This window comes from Streptomyces sp. NPDC032822 (genome assembly GCF_055578825.1).
Genome location: NZ_JBVIOL010000001.1, coordinates 1,097,606 through 1,117,861, shown reverse-complemented (window position 1 = coordinate 1,117,861; position 20,256 = coordinate 1,097,606). Strand labels below are relative to the sequence as shown.

Genomic DNA, 20,256 nt, shown 5'->3' with positions numbered 1-20,256 from the left:
GACTCCTATGTCGCCCACCTTCCCCGGAACCCCTGGGGGACCGCGAGACGTTTTCCCCGTGCGCCCGGTACGGTCGGGCAGTCCCACCGCGTGCACGAGAGGCCAGGGAGCCCCATGACCACCGCCACCACCCGCCACAGCGACCGGCGGATCAGTCCCGTCTTCGTCGGGATCCTCGCCGTGACGGCGGTGACCGGCTGGGCCACGTGGACCGGGTTCGCCGAGCAGCCCGGCTTCTCGGTGTTCCTGTTCGTGACGGCCGCGTGGATCGTCTCCCTGTGTCTGCACGAGTACGCGCACGCGCGCACCGCTCTGCACAGCGGCGACATCTCGGTCGGCGCGAAGGGCTATCTCACCCTGAACCCGCTGAAGTACACGCACGCCCTGCTGAGCATCGTGCTCCCGGTGATCTTCGTGATCATGGGCGGTATCGGTCTTCCCGGTGGTGCCGTGTTCATCGAGCGCGGCCGGATCCAGGGCCGTTGGCGGCACAGTCTGATCTCGGCGGCCGGTCCGCTGACGAACGTGCTGTTCGCGATCGTGTGCACGGCCCCGTTCTGGCTGGACGCGCTGGACGGCGTACCGCGCGACTTCCGGTTCGCGCTCGCCTTCCTCGCGCTGCTCCAGGTCACCGCCGCGATCCTGAACTTCCTGCCGGTCCCGGGCCTGGACGGCTACGGCGTGATCGAGCCCTGGCTGTCGTACAACTTCCGGCGCCAGGTGGAGCCGTTCGCGCCGTTCGGCCTGCTGTTCGTGTTCGCGCTGCTGTGGCTGCCCGCGGTCAACGGCGCGTTCTTCCACGTGGTCGACTCGATCCTGGGGAGCCTCGGGATCAGCGACTTCGACTCGTACTGCGGTCAGGAGCTGTACCGGTTCTGGCAGGGCACGAACGAGTTCTGCCAGGTCAGCCAGTAGATCGTCCGGTGTTCAGCTGGTGCGGGACTTCCGGAGCCGCTCGCGCCGCACGTAGTACCAGCACATGTTGGACGACAGCCCCGCGAGCAGTACCCACACGATGCCCAGCAGGTTGCCCTGGGCGAAGGAGACGACCGCGGCGGCCACGGCCAGGAGGCAGACGGCGAGGGCGTAGAGGGCCAGGCGGGGCATGGGGTGGTTCTCCTGTCGGGGGGACACTGCCGCACTGCGGCATCGCTGCCGACCAGTGTCCCCCATCGCCCCGCACCGCCTGCTCAGACGTCGGTGATCCGCAGTCCCGCGTGCGCCTTGTAGCGGCGGTTGACCGAGATCAGGTTGGCGACCAGGGACTCCACCTGGTGCGCGTTGCGCAGCCGTCCGGCGAAGACGCCGCGCATGCCGGGGATGCGGCCGGCCAGCGCCTGGACGATCTCCACGTCGGCGCGCTCCTCGCCGAGGACCATCACGTCGGTGTCGATCTCGTCGATCTCCGGGTCCTCCAGCAGGACGGCGGAGAGGTGGTGGAAGGCGGCCGCGACCCGTGAGTCCGGCAGCAGGGCGGCGGCCTGCTCGGCGGCGCTGCCTTCCTCGGGCTTGAGCGCGTAGGCGCCCTTCTTGTCGAAGCCGAGCGGGTTGACGCAGTCCACGACGAGCTTGCCCGCCAGTTCCTCGCGCAGGGACTCCAGGGTCTTGCCGTGGCCGTCCCACGGCACGGCGACGATCACGACGTCGCTGCGGCGGGCGGTCTCGGCGTTGTCGGCGCCCTCGACGCCGTTGCCGAGTTCGGCGGCGGCGGCCTCGGCGCGGTCGGCGGCGCGCGAGCCGATGATCACCTTCTGGCCGGCCTTGGCGAGCCGGTAGGCGAGGCCCTTGCCCTGCGGTCCGGTCCCGCCGAGCACGCCGACGACCAGGCCGGAGACGTCGGGGAGGTCCCACGGGTCCTTGGCGGGGGCCTTCGCGGGGGTCTGTGCAGCACTGTCGGTAGAGGTCATGGGCCGACTTTACGTCCGCCCCACCCTCGGCGAAGGCCCGGGTGGGCCGCGTCACGGGGCCGTGCCCCCGGCCGCCGGGAGGCCGGTCGCGGCCGGCGGGGGAACACCTGTGCCGGTAAGCGGCCCGCCCCGTGACCAGGTTGGGGGAATCCGGGGCGAACCCGGGGCTGTGTCAGGCCGGTTGGGGCAGGATGCGGTCGCATGGACGCCGTACGGGTCGCGTTGCTGCGCGAAGTGCTCGCCGGGACCGAGTGGCTGGGGGCCACCCGCCGCTTCGCGGGGGCGCTGCGGGGGTGTGTGGTGGCGCACGGCGGGGGGTTGCTGCTCGTCGGCACGGCGGAGTACGAGCCGTGGCATCTCGCGGCCCATCTGGTGGACGAGGCGGCCTGGTCGGGGACGCCGGAGCTGGCCCCGACCCTCGTACGGCACGACGTGCGCGCGTCGGACCCCGCGCATCTGTCGGTCGGGCCGGGGCGGTTGGCCGCCGCGCGGCGCGGCGAGACGCTGCTCGTGGTGGCGCCGGAGGATCCGGCGGCCCCGCCCTCGGAGGCCGCCCTGCTGCTGGAACGGGTGCACGACGCCCGGCGGGCCGGGGCGACGGTGCTGGCGCTGGGCGCCGGCGGGGGCGAACTGGCCGCGATGGCCCACGAGTCGCTCGCCGTGCCGGAGGGCGCGGAGCTGGATCTGGACAGTGTGCAGCACCTGGTCAGCGCGGCGGCCGGGGAGAACGCGCTGCCGACGCCCCGGGGGCCCCGGCGCTTCCGTGACCGCCTCTCCAGGCTGGCGGACGAACTGACGGCACCGCCCCCGCCCCGCTGGTGACGCCGGCGCCGAAAAGCAGTTGCCCGCCACCACACCGCCCCCGACCATGACCCTTCGTGACCGACGACGCCCCCGAACCCCTTTCCGCACCGCTCTCCGGCCCTCCGTCCGGCTTCCGTGCCCTGCTCCCCGACCTCTCCCCGTGGCGGGCCTCCCGTGATTTCCGGCGGCTCTGGGTGTCGGGGCTGATCTCCAACTTCGGGACGTTCCTGACGTTCGTCGCCCTGCCGGTGCAGCTGAAGGAGCTGACCGGGTCGGCCGCGGCGGTGGGGGCGATCGGCGCCGTGGAGCTGGTGCCGCTGGTGGTGTTCGGGCTGTACGGCGGTGCGCTGGCCGACGCGTGGGACAAGCGGAAGCTGATCCTGTGGACGGAGGCGGGACAGGGGCTGCTCTCCGCCTTCCTGCTGCTGAACGCGCTGCTGCCGACGCCCGCGATCTGGCCGCTGTACGTGGTCGCCGCGCTGTCCTCGGCACTCGTCTCGGTGCAGCGGCCCGCGCTGGACTCGCTGTGGCCGCGGATCGTGGCCCACGACCACCTGCCGGCGGCGGCCTCGCTGAACTCCCTGCGCTGGACGGTCGGCGGGGTCGCGGGACCGGCGCTCGCGGGTGTGGTGGTCGCCTACGCGGGGCTGGGCTGGGCGTACGCGGCGGATCTCGTCACGTTCGTCGTCTCGGTGGCCCTGACCGTGCGGATCGCCGCCTCGCCGGCCGCCCACGAGGCGGTGAAGCCGTCCCTGCGGGCCATCGCCGAGGGCGCGCGCTACGCGTGGAGCCGCAAGGAACTGCTGGGCACCTATGCCGTCGACCTGGCCGCGATGTTCCTGGCGATGCCGCTGGCGGTGCTGCCGTTCCTCGCGGACGAGCTGAACGCCGAGTGGTCGCTCGGCCTGATGTACGCGTCCGTCCCCGCCGGATCGCTGCTGGTGAGCCTGACCAGTGGCTGGACCTCGCGGATCCGGCGGCACGGGCGGATGGTGGTGCTGGCGGCCGGGCTGTGGGGTTTGGCCATCGCCGCGGCGGGGCTGGCCGGCAACGTGTGGCTGGTGCTGCTGTTCCTGGCCCTGGCGGGCGGTGCCGACATGGTCAGCGGCATCTTCCGGGCGGCCATGTGGAACCAGACGATCCCGGACGAGCTGCGCGGCCGGCTCGCCGGCATCGAGCTGCTGTCGTACTCGGTGGGGCCGACGGTCGGCCAGGTGCGCAGCGGTGGTCTCGCGGCCTGGCTGGGGGTGCGGACGTCGGTCTGGTCGGGCGGGCTGCTGTGTGTGGGCGCGGTGGGGCTGCTGGCGCTGTGCCTGCCGAAGCTGATGACGTACGACGTACGGACGAACGAGCACGCGGCGCGGCTGCGTGAACAGCGCACGGCAGCCGCACCACCTGCCGGGTCCGTCAAGGACCTGTCCTAGTCGGACCGCTCAGTCGTCGTCCCGGCCACTCGCCGGGGCGTCGTGCCACTTGGGGTCGTTCTCCCATTCGAGGTTGCGCTCGCGGGCCGTCGCCATCGCCTGCTCGGCCTCCTTGCGGGTGGTGTACGGGCCGAACCGGTCCTTGGCGGGGCAGTCCGGCCCCTCCTCGACCTTCTTGTGCTGCAGGCAGTAGTACCACTCGCCCGGCTTGCCGACCGTCCGCTTCTTGAACAGGGCCATGACCAGCTCCTCTCGCCACCGACATGTTCCCCCATGACCGCTGGTTAGACTCGCTGGCATGTCTGGCCAGTCGCTGCTTGTCCCAGGGGAGCTGTCCCCCGTCCGTTCCGTGCCCGGAAACATCCGGCGTCCCGAGTACGTCGGCAAGCCCGCGCCGACGCCGTACACCGGGCCGGAGGTGCAGACCCCCGAGACCGTCGAGGCGATGCGTGTCGCCGGCCGGATCGCGGCGCGGGCGATGGCGGAGGCCGCGAAGCTGATCGCGCCGGGGGTCACCACCGACGAGCTGGACAAGGTGGCGCACGACTACATGTGCGACCACGGCGCCTACCCCTCGACGCTGGGCTACCGCGGTTTCCCGAAGTCTCTGTGCACGTCCGTGAACGAGGTGATCTGCCACGGCATCCCGGACTCGACGGTCCTGAACGACGGCGACATCGTCAACCTGGACGTGACGGCGTACATCGGCGGGGTGCACGGCGACAACAACGCGACCTATCTGGTCGGGGACGTCGACGAGGAGAGCCGGCTGCTGGTGGAGCGGACCCGGGAGTCCCTCGACCGCGCGATCAAGGCGGTCCGGCCGGGCCGTCAGATCAACATCATCGGGCGGGTCATCGAGTCGTACGCGAAGCGGTTCGGGTACGGCGTGGTCCGCGACTTCACCGGGCACGGGATCAACACCTCGTTCCACTCCGGGCTGATCGTCCCGCACTACGACAGCCCGCACGCCACGACGGTGATCCAGCCGGGGATGACGTTCACGATCGAGCCGATGCTGACGCTCGGCACCCACGACTACGACATGTGGGACGACGGCTGGACGGTCGTGACGAAGGACCGCAGGCGCACCGCCCAGTTCGAGGAGACGCTGGTGGTGACGGAGACCGGGGCGGAGATCCTGACCGTGCCGTAGCCTCCGCCGCCGCCCGGAAGCCCGGAAACACACCCGTTCCAAGGCCCGCTCTCTTCGGAGGGCGGGCTTTTTGTCGTCCGGACAGGTTTTTACCGACGCTCCGTCGGAAAGGTTACCGACAGAGGGTCGACAAAGCATTGACTTAGGTAAGCCTAACCATAGAAAATCTGGGCCATGGACTCCTTCTCGACAGTCATCCGCACCGCCTCCCACGAGCAGCACGTGGAGGCGGAGACCTCGACGTTCATGAGCGACCTGCTCGGCGGAAGGCTCGGCGTCGACGCGTACGCGCGCTACACCGAGCAGCTGTGGTTCGTGTACGAGGCGCTGGAGGCCGCGGCCGGGGAGCTGGCGTCGGACCCGGTGGCCGGGCCCTTCATCCAGCCCGAGCTGCTCAGGCTGTCCGCGCTGGAGCGGGACCTGGCGCATCTGCGCGGCCCGGACTGGCGGGCGGGCGTGTCCGCGCTGCCGGCGACGCGGGCGTACGCGGAGCGGGTGCGGGAGTGCGCCGAGCAGTGGCCGGCCGGGTACATCGCCCACCACTACACGCGCTACCTCGGCGACCTGTCCGGCGGCCAGATCATCCGCGACAAGGCCGAGAAGACCTGGGGCTTCACGAAGAAGGGCGACGGAGTCCGCTTCTACGTCTTCGAGGAGATCACCAACCCGGCCGCGTTCAAGCGGGGTTACCGCGAGCTGCTGGACGCGGTCAGCGCGGACGAGCTGGAGAAGCAGCGGATCGTCGCCGAGTGCAAGAAGGCGTTCGCGCTGAACACGGGGGTCTTCCGGGCCCTGGGCGACGAGTTTCCGCTGAGCGCCTGACTGTCAGGCCGCTGAGCGTCTGACCGTCGGGCTGCCGAGCGTCTGACCGTCAGCGCTCCAGGAGCACCCGGCCTCCCACCTCCACCCAGCCCCCCGGCTGCGGGGCGGTGAGGATCTGGGAGCCCGCGCCCTGGGTGACGTTCAGGGCGCGGCCCAGCCGGTCGGTCAGCAGCAGGGCCGCCGCGCCGGTCGCCTCGTCCTCGTCGATGCCGTCGTCACGCCCCGGGAACGCGCGGGCCCGGACGCGGCCGGCCGCCTCGTCCTCCCAGGCCCAGGCGTAGATCCACTCCCCCTTCGGGGGCACGGTCAGGTCGTCGACCTCGGCGGCCGTGGCGTACTGGCGCAGCGTGCGCGGCGGGACCCACTCGGCGAGCGCCTCGATCCAGCTGAACTCGCCGTCCAGCCTGGCCCCCACCACCCCGGCCGGTGTGACCAGTTCGGGCACGTCGAGCAGCCAGGCCGTGCCGACGCAGGGGTGGCCGGCGAAGGGCAGCCGCAGGGTCGGCGTGTAGATGTCGATGACACCGCGCTCGGGGTCGTCCACGAACACGGTCTCGCTGAAGCCGAGTTTCGCGGCGAACATCTGCCGCTCGTCCGGGTCCGGCAGTAGGGATCCTTCGCGGACGACACCGAGTTCGTTGCCGTATCCGCCGTTCGCTCCGCAGAAGACACGGAGTACGTCGTAGTCAGTCACGCGGGCATTGAAACATCACCTGGTTCAGTGCGCGGGGGCGGGCCGGTCCCCGGACCGACGCGACCTGGCAACGGCCCACCCCCTGGCCGGAGTTCTCCTCGGCCCTGCGGCGCCGCAGGGCGCGAACACCACGCCCGCACCCGTCGGCATCCGATGATGCCCAGCCAGACGAGGTAAGGCTAACCTAAGCCAAGCTGGCCCTTCACGGGTGGGCCTCGCAACGGACACCACGACCACACAGGAGAAAGCGCACGTCAGCGGGCGGGCGCGGAGAGGAACGGCCACCGGTGCGACGCTTGCGCACACGACTGGCGGGTGCGCTGTCGGCGGCGCCCGCCCTGACGACGGCGACGGCCTGCGGGGGCGCCCCGGCCGCCCCGGCGACACAGAGGGCCACCGCCGCGAGGACGACCGCCGACCGGGTCGAACCCCTCGCGGACCCCCCGGCACCCAAGACCCCGGGGATCGCCCGGACCGCGGCCGGGACGGACCGCCGGGCGGTGTCCGTCGAGGACGGGGTCCCGCTCCCCTCCGGGCCGCGCACCGACCAGGTACTGAAGTCGGTCGCGGAGCGGCTCTCCAGAGGCGGTGGCGCATGACCGTACTGGACCAGGCGGTGGAGAAGGCGCCCGCCAAGGCCCCGCCGCGCAGCCGGCGTTCGGCGTCCTGGCTGCTCACCGCCGGGATGGCCGTCGCCCTCCTCGCCCTGGTGCCGGTCGCCGCCGGGATCGGCGCCTATCCGGTGCCGGTCGGGGACGTGCTCGCCTCGGTGCAGCACAAAGTGGGGCTCGGCGGTGGGGAGTTGGACCGGGTCGCCGAGTCGGTGCTGTGGAACGTGCGCTTCCCGCGGATCGTCCTCGCGCTGCTCATCGGCGCCTCGCTGGGCTGCGCGGGCGCGTTGATGCAGGGCGTGTTCGGCAACCCGCTCGCCGAACCGAGCACCATCGGCGTCTCGTTGGGCGCGGCGGTCGGCGCGGTCGCCTCGATCTCGCTCGGCCTGAACTTCCTCGGCACCTGGACGCTGCCCTCGATGGCGTTCGTCGCCGGGCTCGGCACCGTGCTGCTGGTGTACGCGATGTCCCGCTCGGGCGGCCGTACGGAGGTCGTGACGCTGATCCTGACGGGCATCGCGGTGAACGCGTTCGCGGGCGCGCTCATCGGCCTGTTCATCTTCCTCGCCGACACCGCCGCGGTGAACCAGATCACCTTCTGGCAGCTCGGCTCGCTCGCCCAGTCCACCTGGCCCAAGGTGATGGCGGTCCTGCCGTGCGCGGCGATGGGCCTGCTGGTCGCGCCCCTGTACGCGCGCCGGCTGGACCTGCTCGCGCTCGGCGACCGGCCCGCCCGGCATCTGGGCGTGGACGTGGAGCGGCTGCGGATCCTGCTGATGTTCGTCGTCGCCCTGCTGACGGCCGCCGCGGTGAGCGTCTCGGGTGTCATCGGCTTCATCGGGCTGGTCGTCCCGCATCTGCTGCGGATGGTGGCCGGTCCTGGGCACCGCTTCCTGGTGCCGGGCAGCGCGCTCGGCGGTGCGGTGGTGCTGCTCGCGGCCGACCTCGCGGCCCGCACGATCGCCGCTCCGGCCGAGCTGCCGCTCGGTGTCCTGACCGCCCTGCTGGGCAGTCCGTTCTTCTTCTGGCTGCTGCGCAGGACGCGGCGCAGGCAAGGGGGTTGGGCATGAGGCTCATCCGCGACCGGCTGGACAGGGGACTGCTGCGCTCCCGACCCGCGCCTCCCGCCCCGGCGGCACCCGGCGACGTCCTCGCCACGGCCGAGGCGCTGCATGTCCGATTGGGCGCCCGCGAGGTGCTCCAGGGCGTGGATGTCGTCGTACGGGCGGGTGAGGTGCTCGCGCTGGTCGGTCCGAACGGGGCGGGCAAGTCCACCCTGCTCGGCGCCCTGGCCGCCGATCTGCCGGCCGCGTCCGGGGTGGTCCGCGTCCATGGCCGCCCGGCGTCGCGGTGGTCCACGCCCGAACTCGCGCTGCGCCGGGCCGTGCTGCCCCAGTCGGCGGCGCTGTCGTTCCCGTTCCGGGTCGAGGAGGTGGTCCGGATGGGCCGCGCGCCCTGGGCCGCGCTCGGTATGGAGGACGACGACGCGGCCGTGGCCGAGGCGATGGCCGCGACCGAGGTGACCGCGTTCGCCGCGCGGCCGTTCTCCGCGCTCAGCGGCGGCGAGCGGGCCCGGGTCGCGCTGGCCCGGGTGCTGGCCCAGCGGGCGCCCCTGCTGCTGCTCGACGAGCCGACCGCGGCCCTGGACCTCAAGCACCAGGAGCTGGTGCTGCGGGTGTGCCGGGAGCGGGCGCGGGCCGGTGACGCGGTGGTGGTGGTCCTGCACGACCTGGGGCTCGCGGCGGCGTACGCGCACCGGGTCGCGATCCTGCACGCCGGCCGGGTGGCCGCCGAGGGCCCGCCGGCCGAGGTGTTCTCCGACGACCTGCTCACGGAGGTCTACGACCAGCCGGTCGAGGTGCTGCCGCACCCCCGGACCGGCGAGGTCATGGTGGTCCCGAGGCGGAACCTTTGAATCTCCTTTGACCCTCCCTTGGTGTCCGTTTTGAGCCATTGCCGGTATCACTCAGGTAAGCCTCAGCTAAGTAAGCCCGGCCCCATCCGATCCACGTGACGCCCGTCACGTGACTTTCAGCCAGCGATCAGCCAGCACCAGGAGCCCGCATGCGCGCCGCCAGACTGTCCGTCCTCACCGCCACCGCCGCGGTGGCGGCTCTGACCGCCACCGCGGGGTGCACCGAGAAGGGCGGCTCCGCGGGCGACGACCGTGTGATCGACGTGACCGCCACCGACAGCACGTGCGAGGTCTCCAAGAAGGAGTTCCCGGCCGGTCACGTCGAGCTGGCGATCGAGAACAAGGGCTCCAAGGTCACCGAGGTCTACGTCCTCTTCCCGGACGACCGGATCGTCACCGAGCGCGAGAACATCGGCCCCGGCACCAAGCAGACGGTCACCGCCGAGGTGAAGGCGGGCGACTACACGATCGCCTGCAAGCCCGGCATGAAGGGCGACGGCATCCGCCAGGACGTCAAGGCCACCGGCGGCACGGTCGCCCAGCGCGACCCGCGCCTGGACAAGGCCGTCGCCGCCTACCGCACGTACGCGCAGGAGCAGGCCGACGCGACGGTGCCGCTCGCCGAGACCTTCGCCAAAGCGATCAAGGCCGGTGACGTCGAGGCCGCGAAGAAGGCCTACGCGCCCTCCCGCATCGGCTGGGAGCGCACCGAGCCGGTCGCCGAGTCCTTCGGCGACATCGACCCGAAGGTCGACACCCGCGCGGACGGCCTGGAGGACGGCCAGAAGTGGACCGGCTGGCACCGCCTGGAGAAGTCCCTCTGGCAGGACAAGAAGATCACCGCCACGGACAAGACCCTCGCCGACCAGCTGATCACCGACCTGAAGGACTGGCAGAAGCGGGTCGGCAAGGCCGACATCACCCCCACCTCCATGGCCAACGGCGCCAAGGAACTCCTCGACGAGGTCGCCACCGGCAAGATCACCGGCGAGGAGGACCGCTACTCCCACACCGACCTCGTCGACTTCAAGGCCAACGTGGAGGGCGCCGAGAAGTCCTACGAGCTGCTCAAGCCGGTCGCCAAGAAGAACGACCCGGCCCTGGTCACCGAACTGGACAAGCAGTTCACCGCGCTGAACACACTTCTCGACAAGTACCGCACCGACAAGACGTCCTACGACTTCACCTCCTACGACAAGGTCGCCGAGGCCGAGCGCAAGGAGCTGTCGGACGGGGTCAACGCGCTCGCCGAGCCGCTGTCCAAGCTCGCCGCCGCCGTCGCCACGAAGTCGTCATGACGGACCACACCGAGGAAGGCGCCGCTCCCTCGCGGCGCGCGCTGATCGGCTGGGGCGGTGCCGGGCTCGCGCTCGGGGCCGCCACGGCCGGCGGCGCGGTCGCGCTCACCCGCACCGGCGACTCCGCCGCCGACGCGGTCCCCACCGCGGCCGGGACCGGCGCCGCCATCGCCTTCCACGGCACCCACCAGGCGGGCATCTCGACGCCCGTGCAGGACCGCCTGCACTTCGCCGCGTTCGACGTCACGACCGACGACCGGGCGGCGCTCGTCCAGATGCTGAAGGACTGGACCGAGGCCGCGCGGAGGATGTCCGCCGGCCACGCGGTCGGCGAGGGCGCCTACGGCGGTCTCCCCGAGGCCCCGCCGGACGACACCGGCGAGGCCCTGGGCCTCAGGCCGTCCCGGCTGACCCTGACGATCGGCTTCGGCCCGTCCCTGTTCGAGAAGTTCGACCTCGCGGACAGACGCCCCGAGGCCCTGGTCGACCTGCCCAAGTTCGCCGGCGACAACCTCGACCGGAACCGCAGCGGCGGCGACCTGTGCATCCAGGCCTGCGCGGACGACCCGCAGGTCGCCGTGCACGCCGTCCGCAACCTCGCCCGCATCGGCTTCGGCAAGGTCGTCATCCGCTGGTCGCAGCTCGGCTTCGGCAAGACCTCCTCGACGACACCCGAGGCGCAGACCCCGCGCAACCTGATGGGCTTCAAGGACGGCACCCGCAACATCGCGGGCACCGAGACGGCCCGCCTGAAGAAGCACGTGTGGGTGGACCCGAAGGACAACGGCACGAACACGGCGTGGATGAGCGGGGGTTCGTACCTCGTCGCCCGCCGCATCCGGATGCACGTCGAGACCTGGGACCGCACCTCGCTCCAGGAGCAGGAGGACATCTTCGGCCGGGACAAGGGCGAGGGCGCCCCGGTCGGCAAGGCCAAGGAGCGCGACAAGCCGTTCCTCAAGGCGATGCTGCCCGACGCGCACGTACGGCTCGCGCACCCCGACTCCAACCACGGGGCGACGATCCTGCGCCGCGGCTACTCCTTCACCGACGGCACGGACCGCCTCGGCCGGCTGGAGGCGGGCCTGTTCTTCCTGGCCTACCAGCGGGACGTCCGCGAGGGCTTCGTGCGGATCCAGCGCAACCTGGCCACGGACGCCCTCAACGAGTACATCCAGCACGTGGGTTCCGCGGTGTTCGCGGTCCCGCCCGGCGTCCGCGACCGGGACGACTGGTGGGGCAGCACCCTGCTCGCCGAGGAGGCCTGAACCCGTTGTTCTCCAACTATCTGATCGGTCTGCGCGAGGGCCTGGAAGCCAGCCTGGTCGTCTGCATCCTCATCGCCTACCTGGTCAAGACAGACCGCACCGACGCCCTCAAGCCCATCTGGATCGGCATCGGCGCCGCGATCGTCCTCGCCCTCGGCTTCGGCAGCGCGCTCGAATTCGGCTCCCAGGAGCTGACGTTCCAGGCCCAGGAGGCCCTCGGGGGCAGCCTGTCCGTCCTCGCGGTGGGCCTGGTGACGTGGATGGTCTTCTGGATGCGCCGCACCGCCCGCCACCTCAAGGCGGAACTCCACGGCAAACTGGACGCCGCCCTCGCCATGGGCACCGGCGCGCTGGTCGTCACCGCGTTCCTCGCGGTCGGCCGGGAGGGCCTGGAGACGGCCCTGTTCGTGTGGGCGTCGGTGCACGCGGCGAGCGACGGCAGCCCGCGCCCGCTGGTGGGCGTAGCCCTGGGCATCGCGACGGCCGTCCTCCTGGGCTGGCTGTTCTACCGCGGCGCCCTGAGGATCAACCTGGCCAGGTTCTTCACCTGGACCGGCGGCATGCTGGTCGTGGTGGCCGCGGGCGTCCTGGCGTACGGCTTCCACGACCTCCAGGAGGCCGACTGGCTGCCGGGCCTGAACGACAAGGCGTTCGACATCAGCGCCACCATCCCTCCGGACAGCTGGTACGGCACACTCCTCAAGGGCGTCTTCAACTTCCAGCCCGACCCGACGGTCCTCCAGGTCACGGTGTGGCTCCTCTACCTGATCCCGACGCTCGCGCTCTTCCTCGCCCCGGTAGGGTTCGCCTCCGGGAAGGGGAAGGTGAAGGAACCTGATGAGCCTGGATCGCGGCCCTCGAAGGCTCCGCAGTCTTGACCGGAGCGCACTGATGGCAGCATCGGTGACCGCTTTGTCGTTGACGGCGAGCGGGTGCATGGTGGTGCACGGAGAGCGGGAGGTGCTCCCGGCGGCCACGCGCACGGAGGCCGCCACCGCACTCCGCCAGTTCACCGCCGCATACAACAAGGCGGACAAGGCGTACGACAGTTCGCTGGACGCCGGCTTCGTCACCGGTGCCCTGGAGGACATCGACCGGGCGCGGCTGAAGGCGGGAGCCGTGAACAACCCGGACGGCAACCCCACCTACTCACCGCTGAAGCTGACGGACGCGAAGTTCACGATTCCGAAGAAGGCGGGCTGGCCGCGCTGGTTCGTCGCCGACGCGGCGGGCAACAAGGGCGGCACCCTGCGCTGGCTGCTGGTGTTCACCCGCGGCGGCCTGGATGAGCCGTGGCAGGCCGCGTACCTGACGCTGGTGGCGCCGGAGAAGCTGCCGGAGTTCAAGGAGGACGCGGACGGCTTCGCCGAGTCCGTACCGGCGAACTCGACCGAACTGGCCGTTCCGCCCGCGGACTTGAGCAAGACCTACGCGTCGTACCTGAAGAGCGGCGGGAACGGCTTCGCGCCCGGCGCCAACACCAGCGTGTGGCGTGCGGAACGCGAGAAGGACTCACAGCGACCGGGCCTGGCCACGCAGTACATCGACGAGCCGAGGACGAGCGGGGACTACGCGCCGCTCGCACTGCGCACCGAGGACGGCGGGGCGATGGTCTTCTTCACCACGCACCACTACGAGAAGCAGACGGCCGCGCAGGGCACCGCGGTGCCGACACCCAACAAGGACGTCCTCGCGCTGACCACCGGTGAGATCAAGCAGTCCCTCACCATGCAGTTCGTCTCCAACGAGGTGGCGCTGACCCCGGCGAAGACCGGCGGGAACCAGCGGGTGACGATCCTGGGACGGATCCAGGGCCTGACCTCGGCAGCAGGCTCGTAGCGTCAACGGCGCAGGGGCCAGGCCGCGTTCGCCTGGTCGGGCTCCTCGCCGATGTACCGGGCGCAGACGTCGGTGAGGACTTCCAGCAGGGTCAGCGGGTCGGGCAACACGTACTCCAGCCCGCGCACCCACCGCACGGACTGATCATCGCCGGGCAACCGGGCGGGCGGAACAAGAACGTAGGACCCACGGCAGTGCCAGCGCAGCCCCGGGCGCTCGTCCGCCGTCTCGGGATGACAGTCCAGCTCGCAGGGCCACCACTCGTCCTCGTCCTCGGGGGTGCCGCGGGTGAGGGTGAAGAAGAGCAGCCGCCCGTCGTCGCTCTCGGCGACCGGCCCGACCTCGATACCGGCGTCGAGCAGCCGCTCCAGCGCCTCCCGGCCGACCTCCAGCGGCACGTCCAGCACGTCGTGCACCATGCCGGTCGCGGTGATGAAGTTGGCCTGCGGCTGATGCCGGGCCCAGCGCTCGACCTGTTCGAGGTCGGTGGTCGACTGGGTCTGCCAGGCGAACGACACCGGGTGTCGGGCCGGGGTGGGACAGCCGACGCGGTCACAGGAACAGCGGAAGTCCGCGGTGGGATACGCGGCGGGCGCCAGCGGCAGCCCCGATGCGGCGGCGGCGAGCAGCAGAGCCTCCCGACCGCCGTCGCCGGCGGCCTCCTTCGGGCGGCGACCACGCAGCCACTGGGAGAGTTTGCCCTGCCGGCCGGAACGATCGCCGAACTCCGCGCTCATCTATCCCCTCGCCTTGCTGTCGTGCCGAACAGCATGCCTCATGGTCCCACTTCCCCGCGCTCCGGGGGGCCGGAGCCGACAACAGGGATGGGTGGGACGAGACGCACCCGTCACCGAGATCGAGTGTCATTACCGCCTTTATCACGATAAACACCTCTACCGTGTTCGACATGGTCACATGGATTGCGACGACCGCCCTGGCCTCCGCCTCCGTCGCTTCCGTGGTCTCGCTGGCCCTCACCGGCCCGGCGAACCCGCTGGAGTGGGGTGCCGGACCACTGACCGTGGACTCCCTGCCCCGCGTGACGTACGTCGCCCATCGCGGCGGCGCCCGCGAGGTCCCCGAGAACAGCATGTCGGGACTGGTGACGGCCTACCGTCGCGGTACGGCACAGGTCCTGGACTTCGACACACGGATGCTGCGCGACGGCACGCTCGTGGTGCTGCACGACCCGACCCTGAACCGGACGACGTTCCTGGGCGGCGAGGTACGCGGCCTGACCCTGCGCGAATGGCAGGACCTACGACTACGCCCCGGGCCGCCCTTCCCCGACGGCCGGCGACCGGAGCCCCCACCCACGGTGTCCGACGTCCTGGACCGCTTCGGCGGCCGGATCATCCTGATGCTGGAGGCGAAGAACCCGGGCAGCCTCGGCAGACTGGCCGCGATGATCCGCGCCCGGGGCCTGACCCGCTCGGTCTTCGTCAACTCCAACGACCCCGAGGTGGCCCGGCGGGCCCACCGCCTGGGCCTGCTGGCCCAGCTCTGGCGCTCGGCCGGGCAACTGCGCACGGACCGTCCCGCACGCTGGCGGTCCTACGTCGACCTGCTCGACGTCGACCACCGGGCACGGGACGCCGACCTTCGGCGGGCGGTGCGCTCGGGCATCCCCCGAGTCTGGGCGCACACGATCCTGACACCGGCCGAGCGGGACCGGGCACTGGCGCTGGGCTGCGACGGGATCATCACGGACGCGCCGGGAAGACTGGCCCGCCACCCCGCCGGGGCTCAGCGCGGCGCGATGCCGTGGAGGGCGTAGTCGACCAGGGTGTCGGTGTACTCGTAGGAGATCGGCCCCGTGTACTGGAGCCAGCGCTGAGCCAGCGGCGAGACGAAGAGTTCCAGGGCGATCCGCGGATCGACGTCCTGACGCACCTCACCGGCGCCCTGCGCGGAGCGCAGCCGGTCGACGTACAACTGGAGCGAGGGCTCAAGGAGCTTGGTCACGAAGACCCGGCCGAGCTGTTCGTTGACCACGCCCTCGGCGGCCAGGGCACGGGAGGGGGCTTCGAACCGAGGGTTCTTCAGCTCGTCGACGGTGGCCCGCAGCACACTCTTGAGGTCGGCCGCGAGATCACCACTGTCCGGGATGGCGTACTCGCCCACGGCCCCGGCCTCCTGTGAGGCCTGCTCGCTCAGATCCAGGAACGCCTCCAGCAGGACGTCCGCCTTCGACGACCACCACCGGTAGATCGTCTGCTTGCCGACGCCGGCGCGGGCGGCGATGCCCTCGATGGTCGTCCTGGGATACCCGAGCTCGACAACGAGTTCGAGGGCGGCGGCATAGATGGCGCGGCGGGACTTCTCGCTGCGACGAGCCGTGTCGGGGCCGGACTTCTTGAGCGTCATGAAGCGAATTTACCACTTGACAAGACGCAGCGTCTCGCCAGACAGTGACAGGAACAACAAAACGAGACGATACGTCTCGTACCAAATAAGGAGACCCAGATGACCCGAGGCGGATCAGGAAACATGCTGGGAGTCGGCGGCACCCGCAGCAACCTCAACCGCAAGGCCCTGCGAGGCACCGCACGCGGCGGCCGGATCGGCGGCGGCCTCGACCCCCAGGCCCAGAAACGAGAGCTGCTGCGCAAGCTCCAGGAAAAGCACCAGGAGGAGGCCACGGGCGACGAGCCGCAGTGACTAACCCTGGTCCCCCGGCGGCCAGACGTCCCCCCAGTCGGCGTCGCGGGCCGCCTTGTACAGATCACCGTGACGCTTGGTGACGGTACGCCGGCTCAACCGCTCCTCCGTCTCACACAGATCGAGGAGCACCTGCCCCTTACGGATCTGCGGACGCCGGACAACACGGGAGGGAGCCGGGTCGACGGAAAAACGGGCGGCGGCCACGTAGGCGAACTTCTCGTCCTCGTAGGGCAGGGAGCCTCCCTTCACCTGACGGTGGAGGGAGGAGCGGCTGACCCGGGCCGAGAAGTGACACCAGTCCTCGCCCGGGACGATGGGACAGGCGGCGCTGTGCGGGCAGGGCGCCGCCACCCGGAGCCCGGCGCCGACCAGGCGGTCGCGGGCCTCGATGACACGGGCGTAGCCGTCGGGCGTACCGGGTTCGACGATCACGACGGCCTGGGCGGCACGCGCGGCGGCGTCGACCAGGGCGGCACGGTCCGAGACGGTGAGCTCGTTGAGGACGTACGACACCGTGACCAGATCCGTCTCGTCGATTGCGAGCGCCGACCCGATCCGGGCACGCTGCCACCGCGCTTCGCGCAGCGCGGGGTTGGCGGCGGCGACCTCCCGACCGAGGGCGAGCGCGGGCTCGGCCCAGTCGAGCACGGTCACCGGGCGCACGCCGGGCCAGGTCGCGCCGACGGCCCACGTGGCGGCACCGGTCCCGCCCCCCACATCCACGTGACTGCCGGGCACCCAGTCCGGCACGGCCTCCGCGAACGCGTCCAGCGCGGCGCACACGGCCTCGAAGGTCGCGGGCATCCGATAGGCGGCGTACGCGGCGACGTCGGCGCGGTCCCTCAGAATCGGTGCGTCGGTCGGCGTAGTCCCCCGATAGCTGGCGATCAGCCGATCGACCGCCTGCGCGGCCCGCCGCGGAGGAAGTCCGTCGAGCAGGGCACCAAGAGCACGACGAAGGCTGTCAGCCGGAGCTACGGGGTCATCCACCCGCCAATCCTAGGCCGCCACCCCCCTGCCCCAGACCCCTGGGGGCTCCGCCCCCAGCCCCCCGAACCTTTGCCCACCCCCCACCCGACTCGACGCATCGAGAAGTGACCGCCCTGGGGGCTCCGCCCCCAGACCCCCGGGCCTATGCCCACCCACCGCCCGACTCGGTAGGCCAAGAAGTGGACGTCGAAAGGCCCTCGCAGCCCCGTCGCACGGCGGCAAGGGGACGCGGCGGGGGTGTCGACTCGGTCGGTCACGAGGTGGACGTCGCCCCGACCGCCACCGGCGCAACACGGCACACGCGCCGGCAGTCCCGTCGTACGGCCGCAAGGGGACGTGTCGGGGGGTGTTCGCCCGCAGTGGACTGCGCGGTCAACGCCGGCACCCCATCGAGAAACAGTCTCCGCGCCGTTCCGAGGACGGACACCCCCCGACGCGGCCCCGACCCCACCACAACCGGGGGTGCTACGCGCACCCCCGCACAGCCCGAGCCATCCGTGTCCCCGCAGCCGCCCGCGGCCTGCTGTCCGGTGGGCGGCGACGGGGATGGACCGTGTTGGCGAGGAGGACCAGGAAGGTGTCCGTGGCCTGGTCGAGGACCAGGGAGGTGCCCGTGAAGCCCGTGTGGCCCGCCGCGCCGCGCCCCGCCAACTCCCCCATGAACCACGGCTGGTCGAGGGCGAAGCCCAGCCCCGGCGGAGACATCAGGAGTTCGACGAAGTCGGGACCGAGGATCCGGGCAGGCCCGTACGCGCCGCCCGCGAGTAACGTCCGGCAGAACACCGCCAGATCCCGCCCCGTGGAGAACAGCCCCGCGTGACCGGCCACACCCCCGAGCGCCCAGGCGTTCTCGTCGTGGACGACCCCCCGCAGCATCCCCCGCTCCGCCTTCGCCCACGGCCACCGCTGGTCCTCCGTGGCCGCCGCGCCGGGGCACGGCCCGAAGCAGGTGGACGTCATACCGAGAGGCCGGGTGATGCCGTCATGGACCAGGACATCGAGGCCACGGCCGGTGATGCGCTCCAGAACATGCTGGAGAAGCAGCAGATTCACATCGGAGTACGTGTACGTCCCGGGCACCCCCACCGGAGGCTCCGCACGCAGCATCGCCAGCCGGGATGCCTCATCCGAAGCGCCGTACAGCGGCAGTTCGGGCCGCAGCCCAGACGTATGGGTGAGTAACTCCCGCACCGTGATGCCGTGTTCGGCGGCAGCCCGGAAGTCGGGAAGGTACGCGCCGACCCGCGCGTCGATGCCGAGCGTGCCCCGCTCGATCTGCTGCACGGCGGCGACCGCCGTGAATAGCTTGGTGAGGGAGGCCAGGTCGAAGGGGGTGTCGACGGTCATCGGGACACGTGCGCCGACCGCCAGTTCGACGCCCTGTTCGCGATCGGGGTCGTAGGACGCGTACCGGACGGCCCAGCCCGCCGCCTCCTCGACGGCGATCACCGGGCCGCGCCCGGCGACCACCACGGCGCCCGCCGCCCAGGGGTTCTCACCGGTGGTGAGGTCGTGGACCTGTCGGACCAGGTGTCGGAGTTCGTCGGGGTCGAGCCCCGCCCGTTCCGGGGTGTCGCCGCGCAGTCTCGGTGCGCTCAGCTCTCCGCTCCCTCCACACTCGTACGTCTGTTCCAAGGACGGCACATAACCACGAAGCAGGTGCCCGCCACCAGTACGGCACCCAGTTGGACGACCGCCATCGGCACGGCGGTGTCCTCGCCGGCTATCCCGACCAGGGGCGCGGCGACCGCGCCGACCAGGAACGACGAGGTGCCGAGCAGCGCGGAAGCCGCACCGGCCGAGTGCTCGACACGCATCAACGCCAGCGCCTGAGCGTTGGGCATGGTCACAGCGATCGCGGACATCACCACGAACAGCCCGGCGGCGATCGGCACGAGCCCCACCTCGCCGAAGACGCCCGCCGACATCAGCAGCAGCGCGGTCGCGGCGAGCCCGAGGACGACGAGCCCGGCGGCGAGCACCTTGTCGAGGCTGACCCGGCCGACGAGGAGCTTGCCGTTGATCTGCCCCATGATCACCAGCCCGACGGAGTTGAGGCCGAACAGCAGGCTGAAGGTCTGCGGGGAGGCGCCGTAGATCTCCTGGACGACAAACGGAGAGGCGGAGATATAGGCAAAGACGACAACGAAGGCAAAGCTCCCGGTGAGGACGTATCCCGTGAAGACCCGGTCGCCCACCAGGGCCCGCATCGACCGCACGGCCTCCCGGACCCCACCACCGTGCCGGTCGGCGGGCGCCAACGTCTCCGGGAGCCGCATCCACACCAGGACGGTGAGCGCGATCCCGATCACCGTCAGCACGACGAACACGCCTCGCCAGTCGGTCACCCGCAGGATCTGCCCACCGACGAGGGGCGCGACGATCGGGGCGACTCCGGAGATCAGCATGAGGTTGGAGAAGAAACGGGCCATGGCGACGCCGTCGTACATGTCCCGTACGACGGCCCGCGCGACGACTATCCCGGCGGCGCCGGCGAGCCCCTGCGCGAGCCGGAAGGCGACGAGCAACTCGACGCTCGGTGCGAAGGCGCAGACGGCGGTGGCGAGGACGTAGATCACGAGGCCGACGAGCAGCGGGCGCCTGCGGCCCCATTTGTCGCTCATCGGGCCGACCACGATCTGGCCGAGGGCCATGCCGACCAGGCAGGCGGTGAGGGTGAGCTGGACGGTGGCGGCGGGCGCGTCGAGCGCCCTGGTGACCTCCGGGAGCGCGGGGAGGTACATGTCCATCGCGAGCGGAGGCGTGGCGGTGAGACCGCCGAGCACCAGGGTGACAAGCCACCCGGTACGACGCGCACCCGAACCCAAAGGCATCGCCGCCGCCCCACCCGCCGACGCCCCATC

The 20,256-nt window shown here is 71.4% G+C and carries 23 protein-coding genes; 14 read left to right on the top strand and 9 right to left on the bottom strand.

Translation table 11 applies throughout. The features are described from left to right. Window positions 1-114 precede the first annotated feature (114 nt). The gene (locus ACZ5VD_RS05180) at window positions 115-915 is read left to right on the top strand and encodes a site-2 protease family protein (RefSeq protein WP_468549255.1); all 801 of its coding nucleotides are present in this window, start codon (window positions 115-117) and stop codon (window positions 913-915) included. A gap of 12 nt (window positions 916-927) precedes the next feature. Here ACZ5VD_RS05180 and ACZ5VD_RS05175 read toward each other — a convergent pair whose 3' ends face one another. Then, window positions 928-1,173: a hypothetical protein gene (locus ACZ5VD_RS05175; protein WP_468549254.1), complete on the bottom strand. Its 246-nt coding sequence runs from the start codon at window positions 1,171-1,173 to the stop codon at window positions 928-930. A gap of 17 nt (window positions 1,174-1,190) precedes the next feature. Next, window positions 1,191-1,907: an NADPH-dependent F420 reductase gene (npdG, locus tag ACZ5VD_RS05170; protein WP_468549253.1), complete on the bottom strand. Its 717-nt coding sequence runs from the start codon at window positions 1,905-1,907 to the stop codon at window positions 1,191-1,193. Between the two features lie 201 nt (window positions 1,908-2,108). Between npdG and ACZ5VD_RS05165 the strand changes: the two genes are divergently transcribed. Next, on the top strand, window positions 2,109-2,729 hold the full coding sequence (locus tag ACZ5VD_RS05165) for a hypothetical protein (protein ID WP_468549252.1): 621 nt from the start codon (window positions 2,109-2,111) through the stop codon (window positions 2,727-2,729). Between the two features lie 56 nt (window positions 2,730-2,785). Next, a complete protein-coding gene (locus ACZ5VD_RS05160) occupies window positions 2,786-4,135 on the top strand; it encodes an MFS transporter (RefSeq protein WP_468549251.1) in 1,350 nt (449 codons plus the stop codon). 9 nt (window positions 4,136-4,144) lie between these two features. Here ACZ5VD_RS05160 and ACZ5VD_RS05155 read toward each other — a convergent pair whose 3' ends face one another. Continuing rightward, window positions 4,145-4,375 (bottom strand): hypothetical protein, encoded by a 231-nt coding sequence (locus tag ACZ5VD_RS05155; protein ID WP_468549250.1) that lies wholly within the window; start codon window positions 4,373-4,375, stop codon window positions 4,145-4,147. Window positions 4,376-4,433: 58 nt separating this feature from the next. Between ACZ5VD_RS05155 and map the strand changes: the two genes are divergently transcribed. Next, entirely contained in the window at window positions 4,434-5,291 is an 858-nt protein-coding gene (gene map, locus ACZ5VD_RS05150; RefSeq protein ID WP_468549249.1) for a type I methionyl aminopeptidase, read from the top strand. Window positions 5,292-5,465: 174 nt separating this feature from the next. After that, window positions 5,466-6,113 carry a biliverdin-producing heme oxygenase gene (locus ACZ5VD_RS05145; RefSeq protein WP_468680831.1) on the top strand — a complete coding sequence of 216 codons (648 nt, stop codon included), beginning with the start codon at window positions 5,466-5,468 and terminating at the stop codon, window positions 6,111-6,113. 49 nt (window positions 6,114-6,162) lie between these two features. Here the strand turns inward: ACZ5VD_RS05145 and ACZ5VD_RS05140 are convergent, their stop codons facing one another. Beyond that, window positions 6,163-6,807, bottom strand: a complete 645-nt coding sequence (locus ACZ5VD_RS05140; RefSeq protein WP_468549247.1) for a PhzF family phenazine biosynthesis protein — start codon at window positions 6,805-6,807, stop codon at window positions 6,163-6,165. 287 nt (window positions 6,808-7,094) lie between these two features. Here ACZ5VD_RS05140 and ACZ5VD_RS05135 point away from each other — a divergent pair, with 287 nt between their 5' ends. From ACZ5VD_RS05135 to ACZ5VD_RS05105, 7 genes are all read left to right on the top strand, one after another. Then, window positions 7,095-7,406 (top strand): hypothetical protein, encoded by a 312-nt coding sequence (locus tag ACZ5VD_RS05135; protein ID WP_468680828.1) that lies wholly within the window; start codon window positions 7,095-7,097, stop codon window positions 7,404-7,406. Beyond that, a complete protein-coding gene (locus ACZ5VD_RS05130; RefSeq protein WP_468680827.1) occupies window positions 7,403-8,488 on the top strand; it encodes a FecCD family ABC transporter permease in 1,086 nt (361 codons plus the stop codon). The genes ACZ5VD_RS05135 and ACZ5VD_RS05130 overlap by 4 nt, the downstream gene beginning before the upstream one ends. Further along, on the top strand, window positions 8,485-9,333 hold the full coding sequence (locus ACZ5VD_RS05125) for a heme ABC transporter ATP-binding protein (protein ID WP_468680825.1): 849 nt from the start codon (window positions 8,485-8,487) through the stop codon (window positions 9,331-9,333). The genes ACZ5VD_RS05130 and ACZ5VD_RS05125 overlap by 4 nt, the downstream gene beginning before the upstream one ends. Before the next feature lie 149 nt (window positions 9,334-9,482). Continuing rightward, a complete protein-coding gene (gene efeO / locus ACZ5VD_RS05120; protein WP_468680820.1) occupies window positions 9,483-10,631 on the top strand; it encodes an iron uptake system protein EfeO in 1,149 nt (382 codons plus the stop codon). After that, complete coding sequence (gene efeB, locus ACZ5VD_RS05115; RefSeq protein ID WP_468680817.1) at window positions 10,628-11,899, top strand: iron uptake transporter deferrochelatase/peroxidase subunit; 1,272 nt, start codon at window positions 10,628-10,630, stop codon at window positions 11,897-11,899. The genes efeO and efeB overlap by 4 nt, the downstream gene beginning before the upstream one ends. 5 nt (window positions 11,900-11,904) lie before the next feature. Then, entirely contained in the window at window positions 11,905-12,777 is an 873-nt protein-coding gene (gene efeU / locus ACZ5VD_RS05110) for an iron uptake transporter permease EfeU (RefSeq protein WP_468549241.1), read from the top strand. After that, window positions 12,737-13,738, top strand: coding sequence for an SCO2278 family lipoprotein (locus tag ACZ5VD_RS05105; protein ID WP_468680814.1), 1,002 nt, complete (start codon window positions 12,737-12,739; stop codon window positions 13,736-13,738). The genes efeU and ACZ5VD_RS05105 overlap by 41 nt, the downstream gene beginning before the upstream one ends. 2 nt (window positions 13,739-13,740) lie before the next feature. On the opposite strand, the gene ACZ5VD_RS05100 is transcribed toward ACZ5VD_RS05105, so the two are convergent. Then, entirely contained in the window at window positions 13,741-14,475 is a 735-nt protein-coding gene (locus ACZ5VD_RS05100; RefSeq protein ID WP_468680812.1) for a bifunctional DNA primase/polymerase, read from the bottom strand. Between the two features lie 170 nt (window positions 14,476-14,645). Here ACZ5VD_RS05100 and ACZ5VD_RS05095 point away from each other — a divergent pair, with 170 nt between their 5' ends. Then, a complete protein-coding gene (locus tag ACZ5VD_RS05095; protein WP_468680810.1) occupies window positions 14,646-15,515 on the top strand; it encodes a glycerophosphodiester phosphodiesterase in 870 nt (289 codons plus the stop codon). On the opposite strand, the gene ACZ5VD_RS05090 is transcribed toward ACZ5VD_RS05095, so the two are convergent. Then, a complete protein-coding gene (locus ACZ5VD_RS05090; protein WP_468680808.1) occupies window positions 15,485-16,105 on the bottom strand; it encodes a TetR/AcrR family transcriptional regulator in 621 nt (206 codons plus the stop codon). The two genes, ACZ5VD_RS05095 and ACZ5VD_RS05090, sit on opposite strands and share 31 nt — an antisense overlap. Before the next feature lie 99 nt (window positions 16,106-16,204). Between ACZ5VD_RS05090 and ACZ5VD_RS05085 the strand changes: the two genes are divergently transcribed. Continuing rightward, window positions 16,205-16,399: a DUF6243 family protein gene (locus ACZ5VD_RS05085; RefSeq protein WP_468680806.1), complete on the top strand. Its 195-nt coding sequence runs from the start codon at window positions 16,205-16,207 to the stop codon at window positions 16,397-16,399. On the opposite strand, the gene ACZ5VD_RS05080 is transcribed toward ACZ5VD_RS05085, so the two are convergent. From ACZ5VD_RS05080 to ACZ5VD_RS05070, 3 genes are all read right to left on the bottom strand, one after another. After that, window positions 16,400-17,392, bottom strand: a complete 993-nt coding sequence (locus ACZ5VD_RS05080) for a small ribosomal subunit Rsm22 family protein (RefSeq protein ID WP_468680804.1) — start codon at window positions 17,390-17,392, stop codon at window positions 16,400-16,402. 465 nt (window positions 17,393-17,857) lie between these two features. Beyond that, window positions 17,858-19,036: a serine hydrolase domain-containing protein gene (locus tag ACZ5VD_RS05075; protein ID WP_468680801.1), complete on the bottom strand. Its 1,179-nt coding sequence runs from the start codon at window positions 19,034-19,036 to the stop codon at window positions 17,858-17,860. Next, a complete protein-coding gene (locus ACZ5VD_RS05070) occupies window positions 18,988-20,226 on the bottom strand; it encodes a multidrug effflux MFS transporter (RefSeq protein ID WP_468549233.1) in 1,239 nt (412 codons plus the stop codon). The genes ACZ5VD_RS05075 and ACZ5VD_RS05070 overlap by 49 nt, the downstream gene beginning before the upstream one ends. Window positions 20,227-20,256: the final 30 nt, after the last annotated feature.